Source organism: Pseudoalteromonas sp. 1181_04 (assembly GCF_052850545.1).
This window is the reverse complement of record NZ_VXCS01000015.1, coordinates 57,052-82,047: the sequence shown is the minus strand read 5'-3', so window position 1 is coordinate 82,047 and position 24,996 is coordinate 57,052. Positions and strand designations below refer to the sequence as shown.

The 24,996-nt window shown below is 40.0% G+C and carries 20 protein-coding genes; 14 read left to right on the top strand and 6 right to left on the bottom strand.

Going from position 1 to position 24,996, the window contains the following annotated elements; translation table 11 throughout:
- Positions 1 to 18: 18 nt before the first annotated feature.
- The 9 genes from FW757_RS13870 (at position 19) to FW757_RS13830 (ending at position 14,969) form a co-directional block, all read left to right on the top strand.
- Positions 19 to 1,545 carry a fumarate hydratase gene (locus tag FW757_RS13870; RefSeq protein ID WP_145241038.1) on the top strand — a complete coding sequence of 509 codons (1,527 nt, stop codon included), beginning with the start codon at positions 19 to 21 and terminating at the stop codon, positions 1,543 to 1,545.
- 401 nt (positions 1,546 to 1,946) lie between these two features.
- Positions 1,947 to 2,987, top strand: coding sequence for a Leu/Phe/Val dehydrogenase (locus FW757_RS13865; RefSeq protein WP_182718436.1), 1,041 nt, complete (start codon positions 1,947 to 1,949; stop codon positions 2,985 to 2,987).
- Between the two features lie 93 nt (positions 2,988 to 3,080).
- A complete protein-coding gene (locus tag FW757_RS13860) occupies positions 3,081 to 3,716 on the top strand; it encodes a CatA-like O-acetyltransferase (RefSeq protein WP_182739940.1) in 636 nt (211 codons plus the stop codon).
- 174 nt (positions 3,717 to 3,890) lie between these two features.
- Positions 3,891 to 6,785 carry a two-component regulator propeller domain-containing protein gene (locus FW757_RS13855; RefSeq protein WP_446441346.1) on the top strand — a complete coding sequence of 965 codons (2,895 nt, stop codon included), beginning with the start codon at positions 3,891 to 3,893 and terminating at the stop codon, positions 6,783 to 6,785.
- Positions 6,786 to 7,109: 324 nt separating this feature from the next.
- Positions 7,110 to 9,047 (top strand): hypothetical protein, encoded by a 1,938-nt coding sequence (locus FW757_RS13850; protein ID WP_446441345.1) that lies wholly within the window; start codon positions 7,110 to 7,112, stop codon positions 9,045 to 9,047.
- 436 nt (positions 9,048 to 9,483) lie between these two features.
- Entirely contained in the window at positions 9,484 to 10,038 is a 555-nt protein-coding gene (locus tag FW757_RS13845) for a hypothetical protein (protein WP_446441344.1), read from the top strand.
- On the top strand, positions 9,962 to 10,714 hold the full coding sequence (locus tag FW757_RS13840) for a M23 family metallopeptidase (RefSeq protein WP_446441343.1): 753 nt from the start codon (positions 9,962 to 9,964) through the stop codon (positions 10,712 to 10,714). Before FW757_RS13845 ends, FW757_RS13840 begins: the two co-directional genes overlap by 77 nt.
- Before the next feature lie 141 nt (positions 10,715 to 10,855).
- Complete coding sequence (locus FW757_RS13835; protein WP_149982835.1) at positions 10,856 to 11,680, top strand: M90 family metallopeptidase; 825 nt, start codon at positions 10,856 to 10,858, stop codon at positions 11,678 to 11,680.
- A gap of 106 nt (positions 11,681 to 11,786) precedes the next feature.
- On the top strand, positions 11,787 to 14,969 hold the full coding sequence (locus FW757_RS13830) for an amidohydrolase family protein (protein ID WP_446441342.1): 3,183 nt from the start codon (positions 11,787 to 11,789) through the stop codon (positions 14,967 to 14,969).
- A 46-nt stretch (positions 14,970 to 15,015) separates the two neighbouring features.
- Here the strand turns inward: FW757_RS13830 and FW757_RS13825 are convergent, their stop codons facing one another.
- Positions 15,016 to 15,597, bottom strand: coding sequence for a TetR/AcrR family transcriptional regulator (locus tag FW757_RS13825; RefSeq protein ID WP_182739944.1), 582 nt, complete (start codon positions 15,595 to 15,597; stop codon positions 15,016 to 15,018).
- A gap of 99 nt (positions 15,598 to 15,696) precedes the next feature.
- Here FW757_RS13825 and FW757_RS13820 point away from each other — a divergent pair, with 99 nt between their 5' ends.
- Entirely contained in the window at positions 15,697 to 16,170 is a 474-nt protein-coding gene (locus FW757_RS13820; RefSeq protein WP_182739945.1) for an HPP family protein, read from the top strand.
- A 33-nt stretch (positions 16,171 to 16,203) separates the two neighbouring features.
- Here FW757_RS13820 and FW757_RS13815 read toward each other — a convergent pair whose 3' ends face one another.
- Entirely contained in the window at positions 16,204 to 16,569 is a 366-nt protein-coding gene (locus tag FW757_RS13815; RefSeq protein ID WP_182739946.1) for a hypothetical protein, read from the bottom strand.
- 150 nt (positions 16,570 to 16,719) lie between these two features.
- Between FW757_RS13815 and FW757_RS13810 the strand changes: the two genes are divergently transcribed.
- A complete protein-coding gene (locus FW757_RS13810) occupies positions 16,720 to 17,472 on the top strand; it encodes a Nif3-like dinuclear metal center hexameric protein (protein WP_182718427.1) in 753 nt (250 codons plus the stop codon).
- Positions 17,473 to 17,506: 34 nt separating this feature from the next.
- Here FW757_RS13810 and FW757_RS13805 read toward each other — a convergent pair whose 3' ends face one another.
- On the bottom strand, positions 17,507 to 18,271 hold the full coding sequence (locus FW757_RS13805; RefSeq protein WP_182718426.1) for an ElyC/SanA/YdcF family protein: 765 nt from the start codon (positions 18,269 to 18,271) through the stop codon (positions 17,507 to 17,509).
- Positions 18,272 to 18,323: 52 nt separating this feature from the next.
- Positions 18,324 to 19,211, bottom strand: coding sequence for a LysR family transcriptional regulator (locus FW757_RS13800; protein ID WP_182718425.1), 888 nt, complete (start codon positions 19,209 to 19,211; stop codon positions 18,324 to 18,326).
- 289 nt (positions 19,212 to 19,500) lie between these two features.
- On the opposite strand from FW757_RS13800, the gene metE reads away from it, so the two are divergent.
- Positions 19,501 to 21,774, top strand: a complete 2,274-nt coding sequence (metE, locus tag FW757_RS13795; protein WP_446441341.1) for a 5-methyltetrahydropteroyltriglutamate--homocysteine S-methyltransferase — start codon at positions 19,501 to 19,503, stop codon at positions 21,772 to 21,774.
- 38 nt (positions 21,775 to 21,812) lie between these two features.
- On the opposite strand, the gene FW757_RS13790 is transcribed toward metE, so the two are convergent.
- Both FW757_RS13790 and FW757_RS13785 read right to left on the bottom strand, forming a co-directional pair.
- Positions 21,813 to 21,959, bottom strand: coding sequence for a DUF2897 family protein (locus FW757_RS13790; RefSeq protein WP_145241011.1), 147 nt, complete (start codon positions 21,957 to 21,959; stop codon positions 21,813 to 21,815).
- Between the two features lie 54 nt (positions 21,960 to 22,013).
- A complete protein-coding gene (locus FW757_RS13785) occupies positions 22,014 to 22,556 on the bottom strand; it encodes an acyloxyacyl hydrolase (RefSeq protein ID WP_182778740.1) in 543 nt (180 codons plus the stop codon).
- A 238-nt stretch (positions 22,557 to 22,794) separates the two neighbouring features.
- On the opposite strand from FW757_RS13785, the gene FW757_RS13780 reads away from it, so the two are divergent.
- Complete coding sequence (locus tag FW757_RS13780) at positions 22,795 to 23,391, top strand: MlaC/ttg2D family ABC transporter substrate-binding protein (RefSeq protein ID WP_149982826.1); 597 nt, start codon at positions 22,795 to 22,797, stop codon at positions 23,389 to 23,391.
- Positions 23,392 to 23,651: 260 nt separating this feature from the next.
- Positions 23,652 to 24,989: an ankyrin repeat domain-containing protein gene (locus FW757_RS13775; RefSeq protein WP_182718421.1), complete on the top strand. Its 1,338-nt coding sequence runs from the start codon at positions 23,652 to 23,654 to the stop codon at positions 24,987 to 24,989.
- The last annotated feature ends 7 nt before the right edge of the window (positions 24,990 to 24,996 follow it).

Here is a 24,996-nt window from a genome sequence, read left to right as displayed (position 1 = left end):
GTAATTTAAGGAACCCCTATGAGTACAATTCGTCAGCAAGACTTTATTGATAGCATTGAAGATGCATTGCAGTATATTTCGTTTTATCATCCACTTGATTTTGTTCAAGCGCTCGAAAAAGCCTATAACAAAGAACAAAGTAAAGCGGCAAAAGATGCCATTGCGCAGATTTTAATTAACTCGCGGATGTCGGCAGAAGGCAAACGTCCTTTGTGCCAAGACACAGGTATTATTACCTGTTTTGTGAAAGTAGGTATGGATGTTAAGTGGGACAAAACAGATTTAACCGTACAGCAAATGGTTGACGAAGGGACGCGTCGTGCTTATTTGAATCCAGATAATCCATTGCGTGCATCTATTGTTGCAGATCCTGCAGGTAGCCGTAAAAACACCAAAGATAATACGCCTTCGGTCGTGCACATTGATTTAGTGGCAGGCGGCAATGTTGAAGTTATGGTGGCAGCAAAAGGCGGCGGCTCTGAAAATAAAAGTAAAATGGTGATGCTAAATCCATCTGATGATGTGGCTGAATGGGTCGAAAAGACCTTGCCGACCATGGGCGCTGGTTGGTGTCCACCAGGCATGCTAGGTATAGGTATTGGTGGAACGGCAGAAAAAGCCGCAGTAATGGCAAAAGAATCACTTATGGATCCAGTTGATATCCATGAGCTTATGGAACGTGGCGCAGAAACCACCGAAGAGAAACTTCGTTTAGAAATATTTGAGCGCGCAAATAAGCTCGGTATTGGCGCACAAGGCCTTGGCGGTTTAACAACAGTGGTTGATGTGAAAATAAAAACCGCACCGACTCATGCGGCCTCAAAACCTGTGGTTATGATCCCAAATTGTGCGGCGACTCGCCATGTACATTTCACATTAGATGGTTCAGGTCCTGCAAACTTAAAAGCGCCAAAACTTGAAGATTGGCCAGAAGTCACATTTGAAGTGGGTGAGGGTACGCGTCGTGTTGACTTAAATACGCTAACTAAAGAAGATACGCATGAATGGAAAATGGGCGAAACAGTATTACTGTCAGGGACTATATTAACTGGTCGTGATGCAGCGCATAAACGTCTGCAAGATATGATCAATTCTGGTGAAGGGTTACCAGCAGGTGTTGATTTTGACAATAAGTTTATTTACTACGTTGGCCCAGTTGACGCGGTACGTGATGAAGCAGTGGGCCCTGCAGGTCCTACAACAGCAACTCGGATGGATAAATTCACTGACATGATGCTAGAAAAAACTGGCATAATTGGCATGATTGGTAAAGCGGAACGTGGCCCTGCAACAGTTGAGTCTATCAAAAACAATAAATCTGTGTATTTGATGGCCGTAGGTGGAGCAGCTTACTTAGTATCTAAAGCAATCAAAAAAGCCCGTGTAGTGGCATTTGAAGATTTAGGTATGGAAGCTATCTATGAATTTGAAGTAGAAGATATGCCAGTCACTGTCGCAGTGGATAGTGAAGGCGCAAATGCGCATACCCAAGGCCCAGCAATTTGGAAAGCTAAAATTGCAGAGTTAGACGCTAAGTTAAAATAAGTATTCGCTTTATTATGCGGTATTTGAGTCTTCTCAGATACCGCTTATCAGCTCTGACCAGTTGGATGTAAACCACCTAATCTCCCGCAAACACCCATCATTACTCTCTTGTTGCTGTTTATTGCCTTGTAATTTAAACTTTACAATAATATTCAAATTGACGTTCACGTAAACGTTATCATGCTATATTTTTAGTTAAGTTAATTAGCTATTCTAAAAAGTAACTTTTTTTGAATTTAAAATGTTTAAAATTGCGATAAATTAGCTTATTTATTACAGCGCCTGATATTGATAGGTTTTATCATCTCATATAGTGGCAAGCTGTAATATGAAGTGGTAGAGTCTCGGCAATTTCAGCGTGCATACCCTCTCACGGGTTACAAATTTCGGAGTAAGATAAAGTGGCTGTGTTCAATCGAGTTGATTTTGATAACCACGAACAAGTGGTTTTTTGTTCAGATAAAGAATCAGGCCTTCGTGCAATTATTGCCGTTCATAATACTAATTTAGGTCCTGCTGTTGGTGGTTGCAGAATGTGGGATTACGCAAGTGATGACGACGCTGTTGTCGATGCGCTTCGTTTATCAAAGGGTATGACCTACAAAAATGCGGTAGCACGTTTACCATTTGGTGGTGGTAAATCTGTGATCATTGGTAATGCCAAAGAAATTAAGTCTGAACAGTTATTCCGTGCATTTGGTCGCCAATTAGAGCGCTTAAATGGTAGTTACTATTCTGCTGAAGATGTAAACATCACCTGTGATGATGTGGCTATTATGAATAAAGAAACTAACTATGTATTAGGCCTTGAAGGTAAAAGTGGTAACCCATCACCATTTACAGCGTATGGCACATTTTTAGGAATTAAAGCGGCGTTACAACATCAACGTGGTCACCAAGACTTGAGTGGCATTAAAGTGGCAGTACAAGGCTTAGGCGCTGTTGCTTATGGCTTATGTAAACATTTGCATGACGCGGGTGCGACCTTGTTTGTAACTGATATCAACCAAGTGGCAATTGATCGAGTCGTGAATGATTTTACTGCGACTGCTGTAGGCATTGATGAAATATACGACCTTGATGTCGATGTATATGCACCGTGTGCACTTGGTGCAACAGTAAATGATGCGACTATTCCACGCATTAAAGCGACAATTATTGCTGGTTGTGCAAATAACCAATTAGCCGAGTCTCGCCACGGTGAGATCATTCGTGAAAAAGGTATTTTATACGCACCAGATTATGTGATTAACGCAGGTGGTATTATTAATGTTTATTATGAAACAGCGCCAGAAGGTTACAGTGCTGAGGCATCAAATAAACATGTTGAGGGGATTTTCAAAACCTTAACTGAAATTTTTTCGCGAAGTGAGAAAGAGCAAAAATCAACGCATTTGATCGCAGACGAACTCGCACAAGAGATAATCGAAAACGGTTTATAATAAACGCGTTTAGGCGTGCAATTGCACGCCTTTACATTATTCAGTAAATCCCTCACGATACGGTCATCCTGACTTGTATAGTTTTCTAAAGATATGACGCCCATCGATTTAGCCACATGGCCACGCCAACAACATTTCTCACTGTTTAAAGAGTTTACGCAACCTTATTTTAATGTATGTGTACAATTAGATATGGGGGCGCTGTATCAGTATTGTAAATCACAGCAATGCTCTTTTTTTCATGCCTATATCTATGCGACATTGCAGGCAAGCAATGCTTATCAACCAATGTTACTGAGGATCATTGACGGTGTACCTTGGCAACTAGCTGCTCAACGTGCCAGTGTTGTAGAGCTTGCTGATGATGATACCTTTAGGTTTAGCTATTTTTCACAACAAGCTACGTTTAACGACTTTCAAGTGCATGCAAATAAAGTTAGCTTAGCTGCAAAGCAACAGCCATTATTCTCAACTGCTTTTGCGCAAACCGAAGGTCAGACTGATTTGATCCATATTTCGGTTTTACCGTGGTTGAACTTTACAAGCTTCTCTCACGCACATACACAAGGTAATCATTTCGGCATTCCTAAATTAGTGTTTGGACAGTTTGATGCGCAAAAGGGGACATTGCCTATCTCAATAGATGTGCACCATGCATTGATGGATGGTTTACATGTAGCGAAGTTTATTGACCAGCTGCAGCAAAGCATAGACGCTCTGTGTGCTTAGCGTAGTCGTAAACGAATTGTGTTATTTAGTTAATGAAAATAAAACTCAGACTATGTTAGTATAATTCCTATACAAAAAATATAATGATAATTAACTACTAGTAAATCATTATCTATTTAATTTGCGTTAATGCTAAGTTGTTAGCTCGCCATAATTACGAAGGCGTTTAGTATAATGATTCGTTTAGGTCTTTGCTTTTTCTTTTTTGTTGTTTTTAGCAGCTTTGCTGCTGAGCAAACCCGTTTACCTCTTAATGACTACTTTGCCGAAACTTGGAATACCCGTTCTGGTTTGCCTCACAATAGTATCAATAGTGTGGTGCAAACAAATGATGGCTATATATGGATTGCCACATGGGAAGGATTAGCCCGATTTAATGGCCGTGAGTTTAAACTATTTACACGCACGGAAATAACTGGTTTACCAGATTCTGGTTTACGTAGTTTAGCCCCACAAGCTGATGGCGGTTTATATATCGTGGGTGCCCGAGGTGGGATCAGTCATTTATATCAAGGGCAATGGCACGCTAAGCCTAATGCCACTGCGATGGTAAATCATGTATTAAAAACACCTTCCGATGAAACTTGGTTAGCTCTTGAGGGCCAAGGTGTTGTATATCGAGAGTTTGATAGTGCGCCGGACACGGCGATTTTAGAAAACTTCAGTGCTTATCGCCTAATAGAAGACAAAGCCGGTATGATTTGGGCTGCAACCAGCAAAGGCTTGTATCAAATTAATAATAAAACAGCGCGATTAATTACTCCCGATTCAGGTTTACCACAAAGTCCAATATACACCTTGTATTTGACCCGCCAAGGTGAACTCATTGTAGGCAGTGAACAAGGCGCATGGAAGCAGGTGAACAACCGTTTTGTCAGTATTCATGCTCAGCTTAAAGATGAGGCTATCTCAAGTATTTTACAAGATGATCATGATGATCTTTGGTTTGGTACGATCAATAAAGGGGTGTTTCGATTAAGCCCGTTAGGACTTGAACAACTTGATGCTGACGCTGGTTTACCAGCCAATCGGATTTTATCGCTATTACAAGATCGTGAAAATAGTATTTGGGTTGGCACAAATGGCGGTTTGTACCGATTGCGTGAAGCTGCTTTTTCAACTTGGACCACAAAACGCGGTTTAACAGGGGACTATGTTCGCACCGTGCTGTCCCATTCAGATGGTAGCTTATGGGTAGGCGGCAGCCTAGGTTTAAACCGTATTGAAGATAATAAAGTAAACACATTCCCTGCTGCTTATGGGAATGATTCGTTATCGGTTTTAAGTTTAGCTGAGGATGCGCAAGGACATATTTGGCTAGGGACTTATACCTCAGGTTTGATGAGGATTATCAATGGTAAAGCTTATCCTGTTCTAGATCGTAAAAATGGCTTAGCCAGCAATGAGGTCAGGGCGTTATTATTTGATAGTGCAGGGCGCTTATGGGTAGGAACCGCAGCAGGATTGACACGAATAGATGTGGATGGATCACTGAAGCAGTTTTCAAGTGTAGATGGTTTACCTGGTGATTTTATTATAGCCCTTAGCGAAGACAATTATGGCAATGTATGGATTGGAACCGGCGTTGGGGTCGCATTTTTTAGCCCAAGTTTAGAAAAGTTTACGGCTAAAGTATTTCCAGCCCATTTTGATGCTGCATATGCTTTTGGTTTTTATGCTGAGTCTGAATATATCTGGATGGCGACAGACCGTGGTCTTGTCCGGTGTCATATCCCAACCGGAGAGATGAGTATTCTTGGGCGTGAACAAGGCTTGCCAGTTGATAAGTTGTTTCAAGTTGTGGCACAGGGAGATTCGTTTTGGTTATCTAGTAATCGCGGTGTGATCCAAGTTAATCAACAGCAAGTCAAACAGCGACTCGCCCAGTTAGCACAAAATAATGCGTTGCCAATCCAGTATCAGCTATATGATGAAGGAGACGGCATGCTTAGCGCCCAGGCTAATGGCGGGTCTAATCCTGCTGCGGTGTTGCATAAAGATGGCAGTATTTGGATTGCTACAGCGCAAGGGGCAAGTACTATCGTCCCTGAACGATTAAAGCAAGCTACTAAGAAGACATTACCGACAATTATTGAGGCCATGTATGTAGATGGCAAAATGACCCCCTTAGTGCAGCAAGATGAAGAAATCATTTTACCGGTGGGTGTTTCGCGGCTCTCTTTTCATTATGCGGGCTTAAGTTTTATTATGCCCCATCGATTGAATTATCAGACCCAATTGGCTGGCTATAACAATGTGTGGGTTAACCGTAATCAACTCAGTATTACAGAATATACTAACTTACCACCGGGCAAGTACACGTTCAAAGTACGTTCTGGCTACCCTAATGGGCAATGGCAAGATAATGATAAAACCTTAACGTTTGTGATCCAGTCTTATTTCTGGCAAAAAAATACTTTTAAAATCATGGTTTTTATCGGTTTATTAGCATTGGTCTACGGGCTTTATAGATACCGACTTTATCATTATAAAAAAATAGAAATCGAGCTGATCAAGCGGGTTGAGCAACAAACTAATGATCTACAACAACAAACAGATGCCTTTGCTCATCAAGCAACCCATGATCAACTAACTGATTTGCCAAATCGTCGTGCCTTTGATTGTTGGCTCGCGGATAATTTTGCTGACTTTAAGCAACATGATTCACCTCTCGCTATTGCGATCATGGATATTGATCATTTTAAGCGAATTAATGACGGGTGGTCACATATTGTTGGCGACCGAGTAATTTGCGTAGTTGCTCATATACTAGGAGAGCTCAATGAGAGTGATGATAGTCAAGTTGCTCGCTGGGGAGGTGAAGAATTTACATTACTATTCCCTCATAAAACCGCGCAACAAGCCGCTCAATTATGTGAAGAATTACGTGTGCAAATTGCAAACTACGATTTTTCAAACATAGCTAGCGGGTTATCGGTAACGGTTAGTTTTGGAGTCGCAGATTCATTGGCAGTTAATGACTATGACAGGTTACTGGCGCAAGCTGACCAAGCGCTTTATCAAGCAAAAAGTAATGGGCGAAATCGAGTCGAAATAAATAAAATATAAAGATTAAAATGTGAAGTGAAAAGGTTATTAAAAAATTTTTTGACTGTTATCCTTCGTAGTTGAATTACTTACTATGAATACTTTAACTTTAACTTTAACTTTACTTATTGCTAATGTTATTTTCTATATTAAGTGGACAGTCGATTTTATATATAAATTGCTATAAAAACAAACAACCCAGTTAGTTGTGGGGGATAAATAGACAATTTATCTTATGTTCAGATACTTAAGTCCTGGGATTGTATTGTTGCGTTATAAGCAAGTACTTCGGTATACTTCACATGAGCCCAATCTGGGTAAAAATAATAAATACATGGAGTTTAAATGTTAAGAAAATCTGCTATTGCACTTGCCATTTCATCTAGTTTTTTCCTTTCTGGTTGCCTAGAAGTTGAAGATAATAATGACGATATAGTAGCTGCTATTGAAAATAATACTGATGCTCAAGCTGAGCTAGAAAGTGTAACTTTAACTGGATCAGTTAAACACTTATTAACAGGTGAGTCTGTTAATAATGCCCAAGTATCAATTAAAATTGGTAATGACTGGAGCGAGCCTGTCGCTGCTTCAAACGGTTTATTTGAATTAAATGAGCTACCAAAAAACTCTGACTTTGTTCTGCTTGTCTCCAGTGCTGATGGTTCTTTTCAGGAGCGTGCTTTTTACGGTAAAACGAATTACGGTATAGCTCAATTGGGAAGTTTAGAAGTTTCAAGTGCTGAAACTGTGCAGTTTGAAGTACTGCTTAATGGTGAAAATACACCTGTAGCAGGGCTTGAATTTAGTTACAGTATTTCCACTGCATTTAATATGTACAATGAATTTTCGAATCGTAATGAACATTTTATTCGTTCTACCTATAATGCAGATACTGGTATGTACTCTATTGCTAAAGTAGCCGGTTTTACTGATCTGCTATTAATGGACCTTGATGTTGACAATGATGCTGTTGATGATTTTAGTTATAACAATCAGTCAGACAGTATTAGCCAAATTAATATAAGCGAGTTAACCAACGGAAATACTTTGTATGTTTCTAAAACAGCTGAAAACGCAAAGTTTGAAGTCCGTGTTTCAGTAATTAATGAACTTGGTAATACATTTGATAATTTGAACTTTGTTTCATTAAAAAATCTTACTAAAGGAACGCCAGCAACTTTCGATGCTGATAGTAAAGAGTATATTTTTGAATATAATGGTAGTTCAAAGATGAAACTACTTTTACCTAGTTTCGTAGATAGTTCAGGTAATCGCTATGATACAGGTGAAGTAAATCTTTATGCTACAAATGGTGGGGTGTCAGTTACTAACTCAAGCTTTAATAATTTAAATCGTTTTTATGAACTAGACGATGGTGTTTTATCACTAGTAATAAAGCCAAGAGTATCGTCGTTTTCCTCTAGGCCGGGAGTTGTTAGTGCCATAGCAGATGAAACATCTCAAAACTTCTATATGTTTATGGAAGCGCCTATTGAGTTAGTTGATAGTGCTGCGTCATTAATTAAGAAACGTCAAATAACGGTTGTTAAAGGTACTGATGATGAAAACGATTTTATTGCACAAGGCGTAACGCAAATTTCGTTTAATGACGTTTCTGTTCCTTTTACCTCATCGCTTAAATATAACGATACATTTGTTACTCTGTCACCAGCCGCTCCTCTTGTCGGCGGCCATTATGAGTATAACATTGAAAAAGTCAGTGTGAAGTCTACAGGTGAAGTCGTGAATATCTCAGCCGCAAGCTCATTTCGTATTGCAGATCAATCTCCTTTTGATATCAATCAATTGCGTTGGGATAATAATAACGGATTAACTGACGGCAAAACTATAGTACTTAAGAATACAGCTAATGAAGATGTTGGTTTTAAGCGTAAATCAAACAATGGTAGTCTTTACTTACCAGCATCAATAGCAACCTTAAGTCATTTTAAAGTTAATTTGCTAGGCTATACAGCCAATGGAAAAGTAAATCCTGCACTAATTGAGAGCACAATTGTATCTGATGGCAACATAAATATTAGCGAGATTAATACAGTTTCAGTTGCTGTTAATGAAACTATTTTAATTGATGACTACTCTGTTGATTTCTACACAAGCCTTCCTGATCGTCAGTGGTATAAGTTATCAAATAATACTTATCAAATAGAAAATCTTGATGACAATCAATTAAGCAGTAAAAATAATGTTACTTTTGGTTATGAGTATGCTGTAAAAGGCAGTTCTGAAATTGTTACAGGCAAAATTACCTTACCTGTGCTTTAAAGGTTAGCTGTTTCTACGGGGGGGAGTTTTGTACTCTCTCCCTTTTTTATCTTCCTTAAAAGTGGGGTCTCACTGAGTTAATAATGTATTCGACAGATATATTTCCTGTTATTAGATATTGACTATTCTGGGGTCAGATAAACTCGTAAGTGTCATTAACAAAGAGTGCTATACGATGGACTTGTGTATTGATAATTAAGATGATCCCAAATTCAATTTTGAGGTTATATATTTAAATCGCCTAGAAGCTTGGTTTGTTGACAATATGGGGGTATGTTTTTTTGGTAGATAAACACGCTACAGGCCATTGCTTTTCGAGTATATAATATATACTAATACATATATTAAAACATTTTATTAACATTTAGTTGAATTTGATGCTATACCTTTTGTTCCCACTTTGGGGTCTTTTTGATGTGAACAGAAGGAACAAAAGATGAAAAGTAAGATGATATATGTAGCTTTAGCAGGTGTTTTAGGTGTGTCGCCAGCGTTGTTTGCACAAGGCCATAAGCATAATGATTTTAACTTTACTGCACAGTCCATTGAGTCACTTAAGTTAACCTCCTTGGTGGCTGTGGACGATACTCAGTTTGTGTTCAATAATGACTTGTTGCGTGAAGATTGGGATAATTTCTTTGCACTGCATGCGCCTGTACTGGAAGATAAAAAAGAGCGTGTTTTGCACTGGGCAGGTTATACAAGTATCAACCCTAAAGTTATCTTAGCGTTGATTGAGCTGCAAAGTGGCTTACTTTCTGATCCTGACGCAGATATTAATAATGCTTTTGCAGGTTTATCGGACGAACACGGTTTTGATGCCCAGCTAGAAGATGTGGTAATGATGTTAAGTCAACGTTTTTATGCATATAAACAGTGGCAAGATAGCCAAGCCACCCCGGAAACATCAAAGTATGCGGGCGAGGAAATCACCAATAGAGTCAATACCAACAGCAGTACTGCAGCGACAAGCATTGGTCAGTGTTCTTAAAAAACAAGTATTAAGCAAAGATAATGTTAATTACGCTAAGAGCGATCTAACCGGCTTTTTAGCGACGTTTGAGCTTCTATTCCCTGATAGTCGCGCTCAGTTACAAAGATCCTCTAAAAGTGCACTACAAAGTAGCAATCAGCAGTTTGCCGCGGCTAGTTTTTCAATGAACTTACCATGGTCATCAGGTTATTATTGGTACAGCGGTGGGGCTCACTCTAATACTGGCTCTGGTTATCCATATTCATCGCTTGATTTTAATGATGGCTCTGGTGGTTGGGGCGCAAATACACCATATGTTCAAGCGGCGCATGGCGGTACTATCACACGTTTTTCGTCATGTAATATCCGCGTAACGCATTCGAGTGGATATTCAACCAACTATTATCATATGTCTAATCTGCAGTATAGTAGCGGTGATTTTGTGCAGCCAGGTGCATGGCTCGGTCGTTATGCGAACAATTATAACCAAGCACTATGTGAAGGGGGACAATCATCAGGTCCTCACGTGCATTTTACTTTGTTGTATAACGGCCAGCAGGTGTCATTACATAATCAATATATTAGTGGTCATCGTATTGATGTCGGCAATAGCAACTACGATGACAATTGTAATCGTTTCTACTTTGAGCGTAATGGTTACCGTACTTGTGCATGGGACCGTTTATATCGTTAATATAATTGATTTTACGTAATAATATAGTTGACCGCCTTTAACATAGTTATGGGCGGTTTTTTAGCTGTTGCTAGGCTAGATGATTGAATTTTATCCTCACAGGACATATTAATAAGCTACACCTGTTGATAGGACCTCGTAATGGTAAATGGATTATTAATATTTGCGCTGATTGCGTTTGTAGTTGTTTATTGGCGTTGGCCGGTTATTCAAAACCGCTTGTGGCAAAAAAAGTATCAAGATTATCGTTTAGATGAAAAGCAAAAAACATTATTGTTACGGTATATGCCTATCTATCAAAAAATGACGGATGCTGATCGGGAAAAATTAGAGCGTCATATTGTCTGGTTTCTAAATGAAAAACGCTTTATTGGTTGTGATGGTTTAATTCTAAACGAGAGTATGAAGTTAATAATTGCTGCGGATGCATGTGTGTTGGTGCTTAATAAACCATGGCCACTTTATCAAAATGTGAAAGAAATTTTGCTGTACCCAAGTGCCTATTACGCGCCGCAGACATCTCGTGATAGTGCCGGATTAGTAAGCTATCATAATACTGTTCGTCAAGGCGAGTCATGGCCTGGAGGGACTTTAGTTCTAAGCTGGCACGATGTGCTTGAAGGGAATCGCTTACCCAGTGACGGACATAATTTAGTGTTTCATGAATTTGCTCACCAACTTGATCAAGAAACAGGTAAAACCACAGGCACGCCTATATTAGCTAAAGAGGCAGATTATAAACAGTGGGGGCGTGTTTTTAGCCGCGCTTATAATCAGTTAAAAACTCATGTTGCGTATAATATGCCGCATGTTATTCATAGTTATGGTGCAACTAATGAAGCCGAATTTTTTGCCGTGATCACCGAAACTTTTCTCGAAAAGCCCAGTGAGCTGCGCCATTATGATCCTGAAATATACAGTTTATTGGTCGGCTATTATCAGTTTGATCCAATAAAATGGCATTAACCGCCAAATAACGACGCTTTATCAGATATCGCTGGTAACTTGCTGCCGTTTTTGTTGCAATCATGTTTATAAGATGAAAACCGCAATAAAAATAAGCGAGAAGGCGATGAAACAAATGCTTCATACAGCAATGGCTGTAGCTGTGTCACTGGCGCTATATGGTCAGGCTCAGGCACAAGATAATGATGACAAAAAATGGCAAGTGGATGCGCCACAAGGGCAATTTGTTGATGCTAATATTAGTGTCTCTCAAGGCACTTGGATGAATATCGATGTCAGTCCTGATGGCAAAACCATTGTGTTTGATTTGCTGGGCGATATTTACACTATGCCGATGGCTGGTGGCACTGCCACCCAACTGACCTCTGATATCGCATGGCAAATGCAACCGCGTTTTAGTCCTGATGGTAAACATATTGCGTTTACCTCTGATCAAGGTGGCGGCGATAATATCTGGTTGATGGATTTAAACGGTGAGAATCAAACCGCGGTAACCGATGAAACGTTTCGCTTATTGAACAGCCCCGCATGGAGTCCCGACGGCGACTATATTGTTGCTCGTAAGCATTTTACAGCGAGCCGTTCATTAGGCGCAGGTGAAGTATGGCTTTATCATAAAGCGGGTGGCAAAGGTGTACAACTCACTAAACGTGAGAATGATCAAAAAGATTTAGGTGAGCCGATGTTTTCACCTGATGGCCGATATGTTTATTTTTCACATGATGCAACGCCGGGTAAAACCTTTCATTATTCAAAAGATTCGGTTGCTGGCATTTATAAAATCAAGCGTTACGATCGCGAAACGGGTGAGATAGAAACGATTATTGATGGTATGGGCGGCGCGATTAGACCAACCCCGTCGCCAGACGGTAAGAAGCTTGCGTATATTAAACGAGATGATTTTCAAACTAGCCTCTACCTATATGACTTAACCAGCGGTAAGCATACTAAGCTATATGACAAGCTTGAACGTGATATGCAAGAGACTTGGGCTATTCATGGCGTGTATCCAACCATTGCATGGACACCAGATAATAACCAACTGGTATTTTGGGCTGGCGGTACTATTCATAAACTTGATGTGCAAGATGGCGATGTAGAAACCGTACCATTTGAAGTTAAAACCAGTAAGAAAATTCAACAAGCAGTGCGTTTTACACAAAATATTGATAGCGATGAATTTGCTGTAAAAATGTTGCGTAATGTACAGATTTCGCCGGATGGTGAAACAGCAATTTTTGAAGCGCTAGGACATATTTATAAACGCGATTTAGAGTCAGGAAAAATAAAGCGTTTAACTGAACAAAATGACCACTTTGAGTTGTTCCCGCAGTTTTCCCGTGATGGTAAAAAAATAGTCTATGTAACCTGGGATGATAACGAACAGGGGGCTGTTCGAGTTGTCTCTCCGCGTAGTGGTCGCGGTGATGATATTACCACAGAGCCAGGTAAATATGTTGAGCCAACATTTAGTCCTGATGGCAAAACGGTAGTGTACCGTAAAGCCTCAGGAGGCAGCATTTTAAACCCTGATTGGTCACTGCATCCGGGTATTTATGCAGTGAGTAGCAAAGGCGGGAAAGCTGAGTTAATTTCTAAAAGTGGTTATCAGCCGCAGTTTGCATCAGCTAATGATCGAGTTTTTGTGATGAGCCCATGGCCTAAGCCAACGCTAAGTGTGGTTGAACTTGATTCGAAAAAAATCACTAAGCTTTATGAGTCAGAGCATGCTACTGAGTTTAGAGTATCGCCTGATGGCAAGTACCTCGCTTTTGCTGAACGTTTTAAAGTGTTTGTTACGCCATTAGTGCAAAGTGGTAAAACCATTAATATTGGTCCTAAAGACAGCCAATTTCCGATTGAGCAGTTATCTGTTCGTGCCGGTGAGAATATCAGCTGGAGCGCCAGCAGCGATAAACTGTATTGGACGCTAGGCCCAGAGCTTTATCATGCAAGTTTGGCAGGTTTATTTGATATCAATAAAGCGGATGACGCTGACTTTAAAGTAAAAAGTGGCGATAACATTGGCTTTAGTAGCAAAATGGCTGAACCAAAAGGCATGATAGCTTTAACGGGCGCACGTATTATTACCATGAAAGGCGAGCAAGTCATTGAAAATGGTATACTATTAACCGATGGTAAACATATTAAAGCCGTTGGTACAGCTGTTGATATTAACATTCCAAAAGGCGCACAGGTAATTGATGTATCTGGCAAAACAATTATGCCAGGAATTGTTGATGCGCATGCGCATGGTTCACAAGGCAGCGATGAGATCATTCCTGAGCAAAATTGGAAAAACTTAGCGGGCCTATCGTTAGGCGTCACGACAATTCACGATCCATCAAACGATACAACAGAGATTTTTACAGCCAGCGAAATGCAAAAAGCGGGGACTATTGTAGGCCCACGTATTTTCTCAACCGGTACTATTTTATATGGTGCCAATATGCCAGGTTATACATCACACATTGATTCGTTAGATGATGCTAAATTTCACTTAGAGCGATTAAAGAAAGTTGGCGCGTTTAGTGTTAAATCATACAACCAACCACGACGTGAACAACGCCAACAAGTAATTGAAGCTGGCCGAGAGCTTGAAATGATGGTGGTGCCAGAAGGTGGTTCATTATTACAGCATAATTTAACGATGGTGGTTGATGGTCATACGGGCATTGAGCACTCAATTCCCGTGGCGAATATTTATGATGATATCAAGCAGCTTTGGTCACAAAGTGATGTAGGCTACACGCCAACACTTGGTGTGGCATATGGCGGCATCTGGGGAGAAAACTATTGGTATGATAAGACTGATGTGTGGAATCACCCGCGCTTAAGTAAATTTGTGCCAAAAAACCAATTATTACCACGTTCAATGCGCCGTGTTAAAGCACCCGATCACCACTATAATCACTTTAACAATGCACGGGTAGCAAAAGAGCTACAAGATTTAGGTGTTTTAGTGAATCTAGGTGCACATGGTCAGCGCGAAGGCCTTGCAGCGCACTGGGAGATTTGGATGTTTGCTCAAGGTGGTATGAGTCCACTGGAAGCTATTCGTGCGGCGACGCTTGATCCGGCCAAGTACATCGGCCTTGATCAGAATATCGGCTCATTGGAAGTCGGTAAACTTGCTGACCTAATGGTGATTGATGGTAATCCACTGACTAATATTCGTGATACAGATAAAGTTGATTATACGATGATCAACGGTCGGTTATTTGATGCCGCGACTATGAATGAAGTTGGCAAAAAAGCACGCGACAAATTGTACTTTGAAGATAAGTAATTATTAGTGTTATAACCAATCAAAAGCGGCTGAACAGCCGCTTTTTTTATATGCTACTTGCTATAAGTTGGCGTAATAATACTGGGTCTTGCAATAGTGTATTACTGGAGTGCGTCACTCTAGCCTGACAGATCATACCTTCTTTTAAGGTCATTAATAATTGTGCTAACTGTATGGTTTTTTCTAACTGACCTTTAAGTTGTTCTGTGTGTGAGAGTTTATCGAACAATAATTGTAAAACTGATTCTTTGTGTGCTTTGCAAAGCATCGCGATAGGGTGCTCGCTGTGTGGAAACTCCGCTGCGGTATTAATAAAAAAACAGCCATTAAAAGGTCCAAGCTCAGAGACTTTATTATCTATCCAAGCGGAGAGTGCGCTAAAAAGTGCATTAGCCACTTCGAAGGGGGTATTGCAGTTTTCTAATTGTTCATACAACCACTGATTAAAGCGCTGATCTCTGAGCTCTAAACACGCACAGATCAACTCATCTTTACTGACGAAATGATTATAAAGCGTTTTTTTTGCAACACCTGCTTCTTTAAGTATTTCATTAATGCCTACCGCATGGATCCCTCTTTGATAGAACGCACTGAGTGCGGTATTAATTATCTGGGTACGTTTATCCATGGTTGCTCCTAGTCAAAAAGTAAGCTTGACATAAGTAGACCGACTTGTCTATCATCTAAATGTAGACAAGTCGGTCTACCTCTAAAGGAAGTAATATTAATGAATGATGTATTTTACAAAGCCGTTATCGCGGGTATCTTTTCTGCACTGACACTTTCGGTATTAGCATATTTAGAAAGTTTAGGGAATTATGGTGTATGGCTTATGGCACCATTTGGCGCAACTGCGGTGCTGGTGTTTGGTGTACCAAAAAGCCCTTTAGCAAAAGCAAAAAATGTTATTGTAGGGCATTTCATCACTGCCGTGATAGGTTTGGCTTTTATTAGTTTTATAGGCGTGGATCCGATCAGTATTGCTATTGCGACTGGATTAGCTGTGACCGCAATGATGTTGACTAACACCATACATCCTGCAGCAGGGGCCAACCCTATTTTAATTATGGTCAGTGGTCAAAGTTGGGACTTTTTGATTATGCCAGTTCTTGTTGGTACCGTGTTTATTGTTATCTGTGGGTATATATCAGGGTGGTTGAATACAAAACTCAACGTTGTTGGCCATAAAAAAACCGCTTAAAAGCGGTTTTTTTATGCTACGAGTCTAAAGTTATTACACAACACCGCGAGGTAAGCGGCAATCGTGATCTTTTTTAGCTAGGTACACAATCCAAAACTCTTCGGCAGTGTAACCTTCTTCATTAGCTGTTGTTATAGTAAATGGTGCTTTTTTAACAGCTGCTTTAGCTGGCACTGCTGATTTAGTTTTAGTTTTCTTAGCAGGTGCTGCAGGTTGTGCAGACGTATCGCCTGAAGTTAGCTGCTCTGTTAATTCAGCAACTTCTGCAAGGCGCAAGTTTTTGCCGCCGTCGATGCTGTACCAACCAGGTTTGCTGGTGATTTCAGGTTTCTTACCATTGGCTGCTTGGTATGCTGCTTCAAAGGCATTTAATACTTCTGTTTTGTCTAGTTTGCTCATCAGAGGCCCTATACGTTGTAAACACAGATTGAGAATATTTATTTATACCTATTTTTGACTTACTTTTCAATTTTTTGCGATTTTCCTTCCATTTTAGCCCTATAAACGCCAAAATTTGCACAAAATTTAACGCTAATCTGGAATAAAAAAATGCAGCGCAGAGAATTTAACCAATTACTAAATACCATTTTAAGACCTGATTCTATTCAAGACTTTTGCCCAAATGGGCTACAAGTCGAAGGACGTGAACAGATAAAAAAAATTGTTACAGGTGTCACTGCCAGTCAAGCATTAATCGATGCTGCAATTGCGCATGGCGCAGACACAATATTAGTTCATCATGGTTATTTCTGGAAAGGTGAAGCGCAACCTATTACCGGTATGAAAAAGCGTCGCATAGCTGCGTTACTTAATCATGATATCAATTTATTTGCCTATCATTTACCTCTTGATGTGCATCCATCAATCGGTAATAACGCGCAATTAGCACAGCTACTTGATTTAGAAATACTCGATGGTTTGGAGCCTGTAGCAAATAGTGTCGCAGTCAAAGGGCGTTTAAAAATCCCAATGAGTGGTGAGCAATTTGCACAAAAAATATTAACAGTGCTTGCTCGTGAACCTTTAGTGAGTCTAGTGCGTGATGAGCTAATTGAGACCATCGCTTGGTGTACTGGAGGTGGTCAAGGTTATATTGATTTGGCTGCTAGCCAGGGGATTGATGCCTATTTAACAGGCGAGGCTTCAGAGCAGACCATTCACAGTTCGCGTGAGCAAAAGATCGATTTTTTTGCCGCAGGCCATCACGCCACCGAACGCTATGGCATAAAAGCGCTCGGTGAGTTATTGGCTGAGCAACATGGTTTTGATGTAACCTTCATTGATATAGACAACCCAGTTTGAGTTGCCAGCTAATTCACTTTAAGTGAGTTAGACCTTAAAGCGCTTCTGGATCAATCCAGCGGCGCACACTTATCAAAAACATGCCTATTCTTTCATGCCAATCACGGGTCACCGCTAATAGCACATCAGCACTTGGAATATACTGTTTATGGGTAGGCCATTCGCTAAAGTCATGAAAGTCAGTGGCGGCTGGAATAACATCAACGCCTTGGCTATTAAATAGATCTTTTGCTCGTGCCATGTGACTTGCCGAAGTTACCAGTGCAACTTTAAAATCAACTAGAGCAGGTGCTAAAAGCCGTGCTTCATCGGCGGTATCCATAGCCGTAGGATTTTGTTTAATACGCTGCGCATCAATACCTAAACTTATCGCGGTTTGTTGCATCAAACTACTGTTGGTCACTTTATTGTAACCGCCACCTGAAACAATGAGTTGAGCTTGTGGGTACACATATGCTAAGCGCATACCTTCGATTAGGCGGCTTTTAGCACAATTACCAAGTTGGCTATTGGCGTTAAGTTTTGGGTTAGGATTTATATCACAACCAAGTACCACTATTTTATCGAGTATCGGCTGTTTATTTGTATCAAAAACATACTTTAACTGTGAATTTGGAGCAATTATTTTTTGACCAATAAAAGGGGTACTGATCAGCAATAAACTGGTAATTGCGATTAAACCAATAAATATGCTGACTTTCTTGGTACGCAGTGCGATTAATAAGCAAACAAAGCACAGTAGAGCAAACAGAGGCAATGGCATTAGCATTGCACCGAGGATTTTTTTCAGTTCAAACATCACAGTAGCACACATAAAGGGGTTTTCTGTATGCTACTGGGTTAAACCTATTTTATCGACCGTTATTTAACTTACAGGTATTTAAAAAGTGGCGATACACTGGGTTATCTTTCATATTCTTTTTCATGGCTAAATACATTGGACGGGTTAATCCCAGCGCGCCTAATGGAATCGACTTAATGAGTCCTTGGCTTTCATATGGTGTTACTAACCAATCCGGTAATGCTGCAACCCCCATTCCGGCACTGACAAGCTGAAAAATGAGCAAGCCCTGATCTACGGTTTTCAAGGTGCCATCAAAACGTGCATTTTGAATAAAATGTTTGAAGATATCCTGACGCTCTCGTGGAATAGGGTATGAAATAATCGTCTCGTTTTTCAAATCAAGCGCCGTTACATAGGCTTTTTTCGCTAGTTCATGATCTGGGGCAACAATTAATTTAAGCTTAAAATCAAATAAATGTGCGTATTCAAGTTTATCTGGTTCACGAATGTCTGAAGTGAGTACTAAATCTAATTCATCACTGAGCAGCTCAGGAATAGCGTCATAACTAAAGCCGCGCTCATAATCAACTTTGATATCAGGCCAAAAGTTATTGAATTCTTTAATTGTTGGTAATAACCAATGAAAACAAGCATGGCATTCAACACTGAGTCGTAATTGTGAAATTGGTTGATTAAGACTTTCTTTTAAACGGCATTTGGTTGCTTCAACACGCGGGAGTACTTCGCTGGCAAGTTCAAGTAATAGCATACCTTGTGGGGTAAAGCGCACCGGTTGAGTTTTACGTTCAAATAGTTGGCAATCAAGCTTGTTTTCTAAATCTTTGATTTGATGAGATAAAGCGGATTGAGTCAAAAATAATTCGCGCGCAGTATTTACCAAAGAACCGGTTTCTTTCAAGGTTGCGATGGTCTTTAAGTGTTTTACATCAATCATCTTTAATAATTCTCATGGTAAAGGTGAGTTTAACTCAGATTACAGCCATAATACGCCTTAAATTAAGATGCATCAACGTCTAGATGGCTATAAACCCCGTTTTTTTACGTGAAATTTACAAGTCTACTATAGCATCATATTTGACAGCGATGTCATTGTGTTTTTTGAGTTTGCAAAAAATCATTTCCATGAATTTACCTCAAGTTGAAACTGAGGAAGCATCAATTGTTTGATGTCAGGTATAGGTTTATGGTTTTAGCTATCTAAACAGCTGGAAGGGAATTTCAACATGGCACAATTACATAACTTAGGTTTTCCTCGCATAGGTAGAAAGCGTGAACTAAAATTTGCAGTAGAATCATACTGGGCTGGTAAAATCAGCCAAGAGCAGTTGCTTGATCAAGGTAAGACGATCCGGGCAGAAAATTGGGCTCTTCAAGCAGATGCTGGGATTGATTTATTACCGGTAGGTGACTTTGCTTGGTATGACCATGTGTTATCTACCTCTTTATTGATTGGCGCAGTGCCCAAGCGTCATCAAAAAGCGGATGGTAGCATTGATCTTGATACATTATTTCGTATTGGGCGTGGTCGTGCACCAAGCGGTTGTTCATGTGCAGCAAGCGAAATGACAAAGTGGTTTAATACTAATTATCATTACATAGTTCCAGAGCTAACTCATGATCAGCAGTTTCAACTAACTTGCACTGAGTTATTCGAGCAAGTTACTCAAGCACAAGCATTGGGGCACAATGCAAAAGTAGTATTGGTCGGCCCCGTCACTTATCTTTACTTAGCAAAATGTGCTGGTGAGGAGTTTGATAAACTTAGCTTACTTGAAAAACTATTAGCTGTTTATCAACACGTGTTCGCTAAATTAGCGCAGCAAGGGATTGAATGGGTACAGGTTGATGAGCCTATATTAGGTTTAGAGCTGACTGAAGATTATCAAGAGGCATTAAAAACAAGCTTTCGTGCACTTGCAGGTCAAGGCGTGAAGTTGTTACTTGCTAGTTATTTTGACTCAGTCACTGCCTACTTTGATGATATTGCAGGTTACCCTGTTGATGGCGTACATTTTGATTGTGTTGCAACAAATGTTGATGTTGCAAAACTAGATATATTATTAAGTACAGATCAAGTTTTATCATTAGGCGTAGTAAATGGCCGTAATATTTGGCGTACTGATTTAGAGGCTGTATTTAATAGCATAAAAGACATTGCGCTAAAGCGCGGTGATAATCTATGGCTTGCCCCATCTTGTTCTTTACTGCATACACCGGTTGATTTAGAGCAAGAAGAAAAGCTCGATGATGAACTTTGTTCATGGCTTGCATTTGCAAAACAAAAAGGCCAAGAGCTGTCATTATTAAAAGCCGCGCTTGAAAGCAATGATATCAGTGAGCTCGTTGCTTATTCAGCACCTATTAAAGCACGCTTAACCTCTACTCGTGTAAATAATACAGCTGTACAACAGCGTGTAACTGCACTCACCGCAAAAGACGGTAAGCGTAATCATGCATTTGCTCAACGTATTGAAAAACAACATGCAGCACTTAATTTACCGCTACTGCCGACCACCACGATAGGATCATTTCCACAAACTCAAGTAATTCGTCAAGCACGCCGTGATTATAAAGCCGGTGAATTATCTGCGGATGATTATCAAAGGCAAATGAAAGCAGAAATTCGCTACGCTGTTGAAGAGCAAGAGGCGCTTGATTTAGATGTGTTAGTGCACGGCGAAGCGGAGCGTAATGACATGGTTGAATACTTTGCTGAACTATTAGAAGGCTTTGCTTTTACCCAGTTTGGTTGGGTGCAAAGCTACGGCTCGCGATGTGTAAAACCACCTGTAATTTGGGGGGATGTATCACGTGAAAAAGCGATGACGGTTCAGTGGACAAAATACGCACAGTCGCTGACGAGTAAGAAAATGAAAGGCATGCTAACAGGTCCTGTAACTATTCTGTTTTGGTCATTCATTCGTGATGATTTAGACAAACCCACCATCGCTAATCAAATTGCACTTGCGTTACGTGATGAAGTGGTCGATTTACAAAATGCCGGTATTGATATTATTCAAATTGATGAACCTGCATTTCGTGAAGGTATGCCGCTTAAATGTAGCCAATGGCAAGCATATTTAGAATGGGCAGCGTATGCATTTAGGGTCTCAGCAAGCGGTGTGAAAGATGAAACACAAATTCATACTCACATGTGTTACGCCGAATTTAACGGTATTATTGCCGCGATTGCAGATATGGATGCCGATGTGATCACCATTGAAACCTCACGTTCTAACATGGAACTACTTGAAGCATTTGAGAATTTTGATTATCCAAATGATATTGGTCCAGGTGTATATGATATTCACACTCCGAATGTACCGGATATTGCATGGATGAAAACGTTGATCCATAAAGCCGCACGAAAAATACCGGTTGCGCGTTTATGGGTAAACCCGGACTGTGGTTTGAAAACCCGTGGTTGGCAAGAAACGCGACAAGCTCTTGATAATATGGTTAAAGCAACCAAAGAGCTGCGTGAGGAGCTGAAGTAAGAACATCCCCTACGATGTAAAGCCCTAACAAAACTTAGTTAGGGCTTTTTTTGTTGCTCTGATTTGAGTTCATCTTCATCGGTTGGTTTTTTAAAATCCATTTTTGCTGAGTGTTTGATCAGCAAAATATTACCGATAATGATTGCCAACACTAAGATGATGATGAGTATATGCCAAATTTGCATGGTGATCTCTAATGAGTCATTTATAAGTACTTAGTGTAGCAAAGATTTCTAGGGTTAAAAACGTCTAGAAAACGACAGCGAAATAAAATCAAGACCTGGGTTTGGTCTTTTAAACCCTGCATTTGAATAGTGTAAATAACGCACCGCAGCTTTGGTTTTTCCAAAATCAGCAACAAAGCCTAGTCGGTCTTCAAACTGGTAGTGGGTACTCACATTTTTGCCGGCGAAGTGAGTGTCATTTACTAATGAAATTCCTATGCCGGCTTCGAAATACAGAGGAATACCGCGCACTGAGCTGATCAGATGTTGAAATACCGGGGACATTGCAAGGACAACATTTGTCTGATGGCTATTATCTGCGCCGTATTCCCAAATATTAATACTTGATTCTAAGTAAATATGGGTATTTTCAATTAATGATTGTAGTGCTGGAGCATGGTATTGGTATGCCAGTTTTAAACCTTTAACATCACCTTCCCCCTGAATGTAATCAATGGCATAGCCATGAGGAGAAAGTGTATAGGGCGCGCCATAAGATAGTCTGCTGAACATGGAAATAGATAATAAAATCAATACAGTTAATGTTTTAAATAACATGGTAAAGCTCTTTAGATGAAAACGTTATTTACAAAATAAGGGCGTGGGGGAGGCTAATTCAAGTGGCATAAATTCACAGACTCTGTGTGTTATTACATGAGCTTAGCTAACAATATGAAATAAAAAGATTAAATCAATTGATGCCGTGTTGGCACTAATAAGGTGCTATTTTGAGGCTTTTTAATCTCTTATGAACAGCGTAAATTACGCTACAAGATTTACTTAGGACTTATCAACAATGATTTCACTTGGTCGTTATTTATTATTAATCGCGCTAGTTTTTAGTGCTTCCTTGTTTGCGCAAACACAACAGTCACCTAATCAGTTATTAACTCAGGTAGGCGATCAGCTGTTTAGTGAAATTGGCAAAATAAACAGCCAAGGCACAGCGAGCAAAAGTGACATGGCACACATTGTTGATCAGTATTTAATGCCTAATATAGATGTTAAATTTGTTTCCTATAAATTATTAGGTAAGCACATTAAAGGTATCGATCGCCAACAAGCGACTGCATTTATAAGTGCAGTGGAGCATTACTTAACCACTACCTATGCTAGTGCATTAATGAAATATACCGGGCAAGAAATAAAATTCGAAGAAAGTAACGATGCTGCAGAGAGCGAGTTTGCCACGGTTAAGACGCAAATTATTGCAGATAATGCGCCAACGATTGACTTACACTTTAAGCTTCGCCAAGGCAAAGATGGTAGCTGGAAAGTATATGATATTGTCGCTGAAGGTATTTCGTTACTCAGTGCAAAGCAAAAAGAAGTTATTCAACGAATTTCAGAAGTTGGCCTTGACCAAGTGACAGCTGAGCTTAACAGTAAGTAATCATTTCCAAGTAAGTCTCCAACCTAAAGCACCGTGCAGTGTTAACTGCATGGTGCTTTGTTATTTTCTTTTAAAATCACACGGTTTGGCTATAGCGTGTGGTTTTGGGTATGCTAGAATAAGCGCTTACATACCCACTGGTATCACTAATTTACTGGGGTACTTAAAATTATATTAAGCGCAGTGTCAGTTTGTAGTTGTTAAACTCTTTTACTGACCTTTGTACCGAGCAAGATAGACACTGGAGTTGTGTTTTTTTAATGGAAAATGTACTTATTTGGCCTAAAGAATACCCGTTATTAGTCAAAGGACTTATTGAGCAAAACGGTGCATTTATTTTAGACGCTTTAGAAGCATGGCCGGCTTGTCGCTCGACTGAAGAAGACAATGGCGTGTGTACCACTGTGCTACCGCCTATCTATTATTTAACCTGGTTAACTCCCCTTGAGCCATTTGAAGAGTGTTTTTTCCAACATATCTGTGAATATGATGAAGCCGCTCAACAGTATATTTCGGCAGCTAAAGATTACTATTTTGATAACGAGTATAGCCCAGAGAGTTTAGTGCTATTACTTTGCCAACGCCTTGAAAAATATGCAGCTGTAGCGTCACAAACAACGATAGAAACACCCGTTACGTTATTATCTCAGTTATTCTCAAAACGCTATTTTACAATCATCGAGTATGCGCTCAATGCGGGCAGTAAAATGAGTGCTGAAGATGCCTTGGCACTGTGGAAAGAAGTTGATTTTCGTGAACGTTTTAGCACCTTTATACCTGACTCAATCGATGACGTTAATGCGTTAAGTGAATTAGCGGCGAAAAAAGTTGCTGGCGGAAAGGATTATTTCACCTTATTAACCCAAGTATCACCAGATGTTGACTCAGTGGTGCTATTAGAACAAGCACTGTTGGCGCATTTGCGTTTTGACACAGCTAAACAAACGATGGCGATGCGTTTTATAGAGCAAGGTGCAACAGGCACGTTGGCGGATGAAAATGGTAAAACGGCCTTTATGTGGGCAGTTGAAAAAGGGTTTGTTAATTTAGTACAAACCTTATTAGATAAACAAGATAAAAAACAACGTGATGCCCTTGGTAACAGTGCTTTACATTATGCGGTACTAGCAAAAAATGAACCTTTGATGGTGCTATTATTGAAGTCTGGCTATGACTTTCGTGTTCGTAACTGTGATGGCTTAAGTTGTTATCGTTTAGCAGTGAGTGTTAAAGCCAGTCAGTTAGTGAAATGCTTAGAGCGTGATTTTGGTATTAAAGAATTATCGCCGGATGGACAATTTTCGCGGATCAAAAAAGTCCACGCCTTACATGCCATCGTGACTTTATTGTTGCCGCTACAGTTGTTTTTCTTTTTTGATGATTCGATTGCAATTAAAAGTGAACTGACGCTTTGCTTAACCATGTTGGCAATTGTCTGCTTCTTTTTTGCAATTAGTTTGAAGCGCTGCGCTTTATACCCTCATATTAAACACCCATGGGGGTTATTTGTACTGCGTTGTTGCTCATTGATCAGTTTAGTTGGGCAGCTAGGCTTAGCAAGTATTGTTGCATTGGCAACGTTAAGTGAAGTTGTTTAAGCTTCTT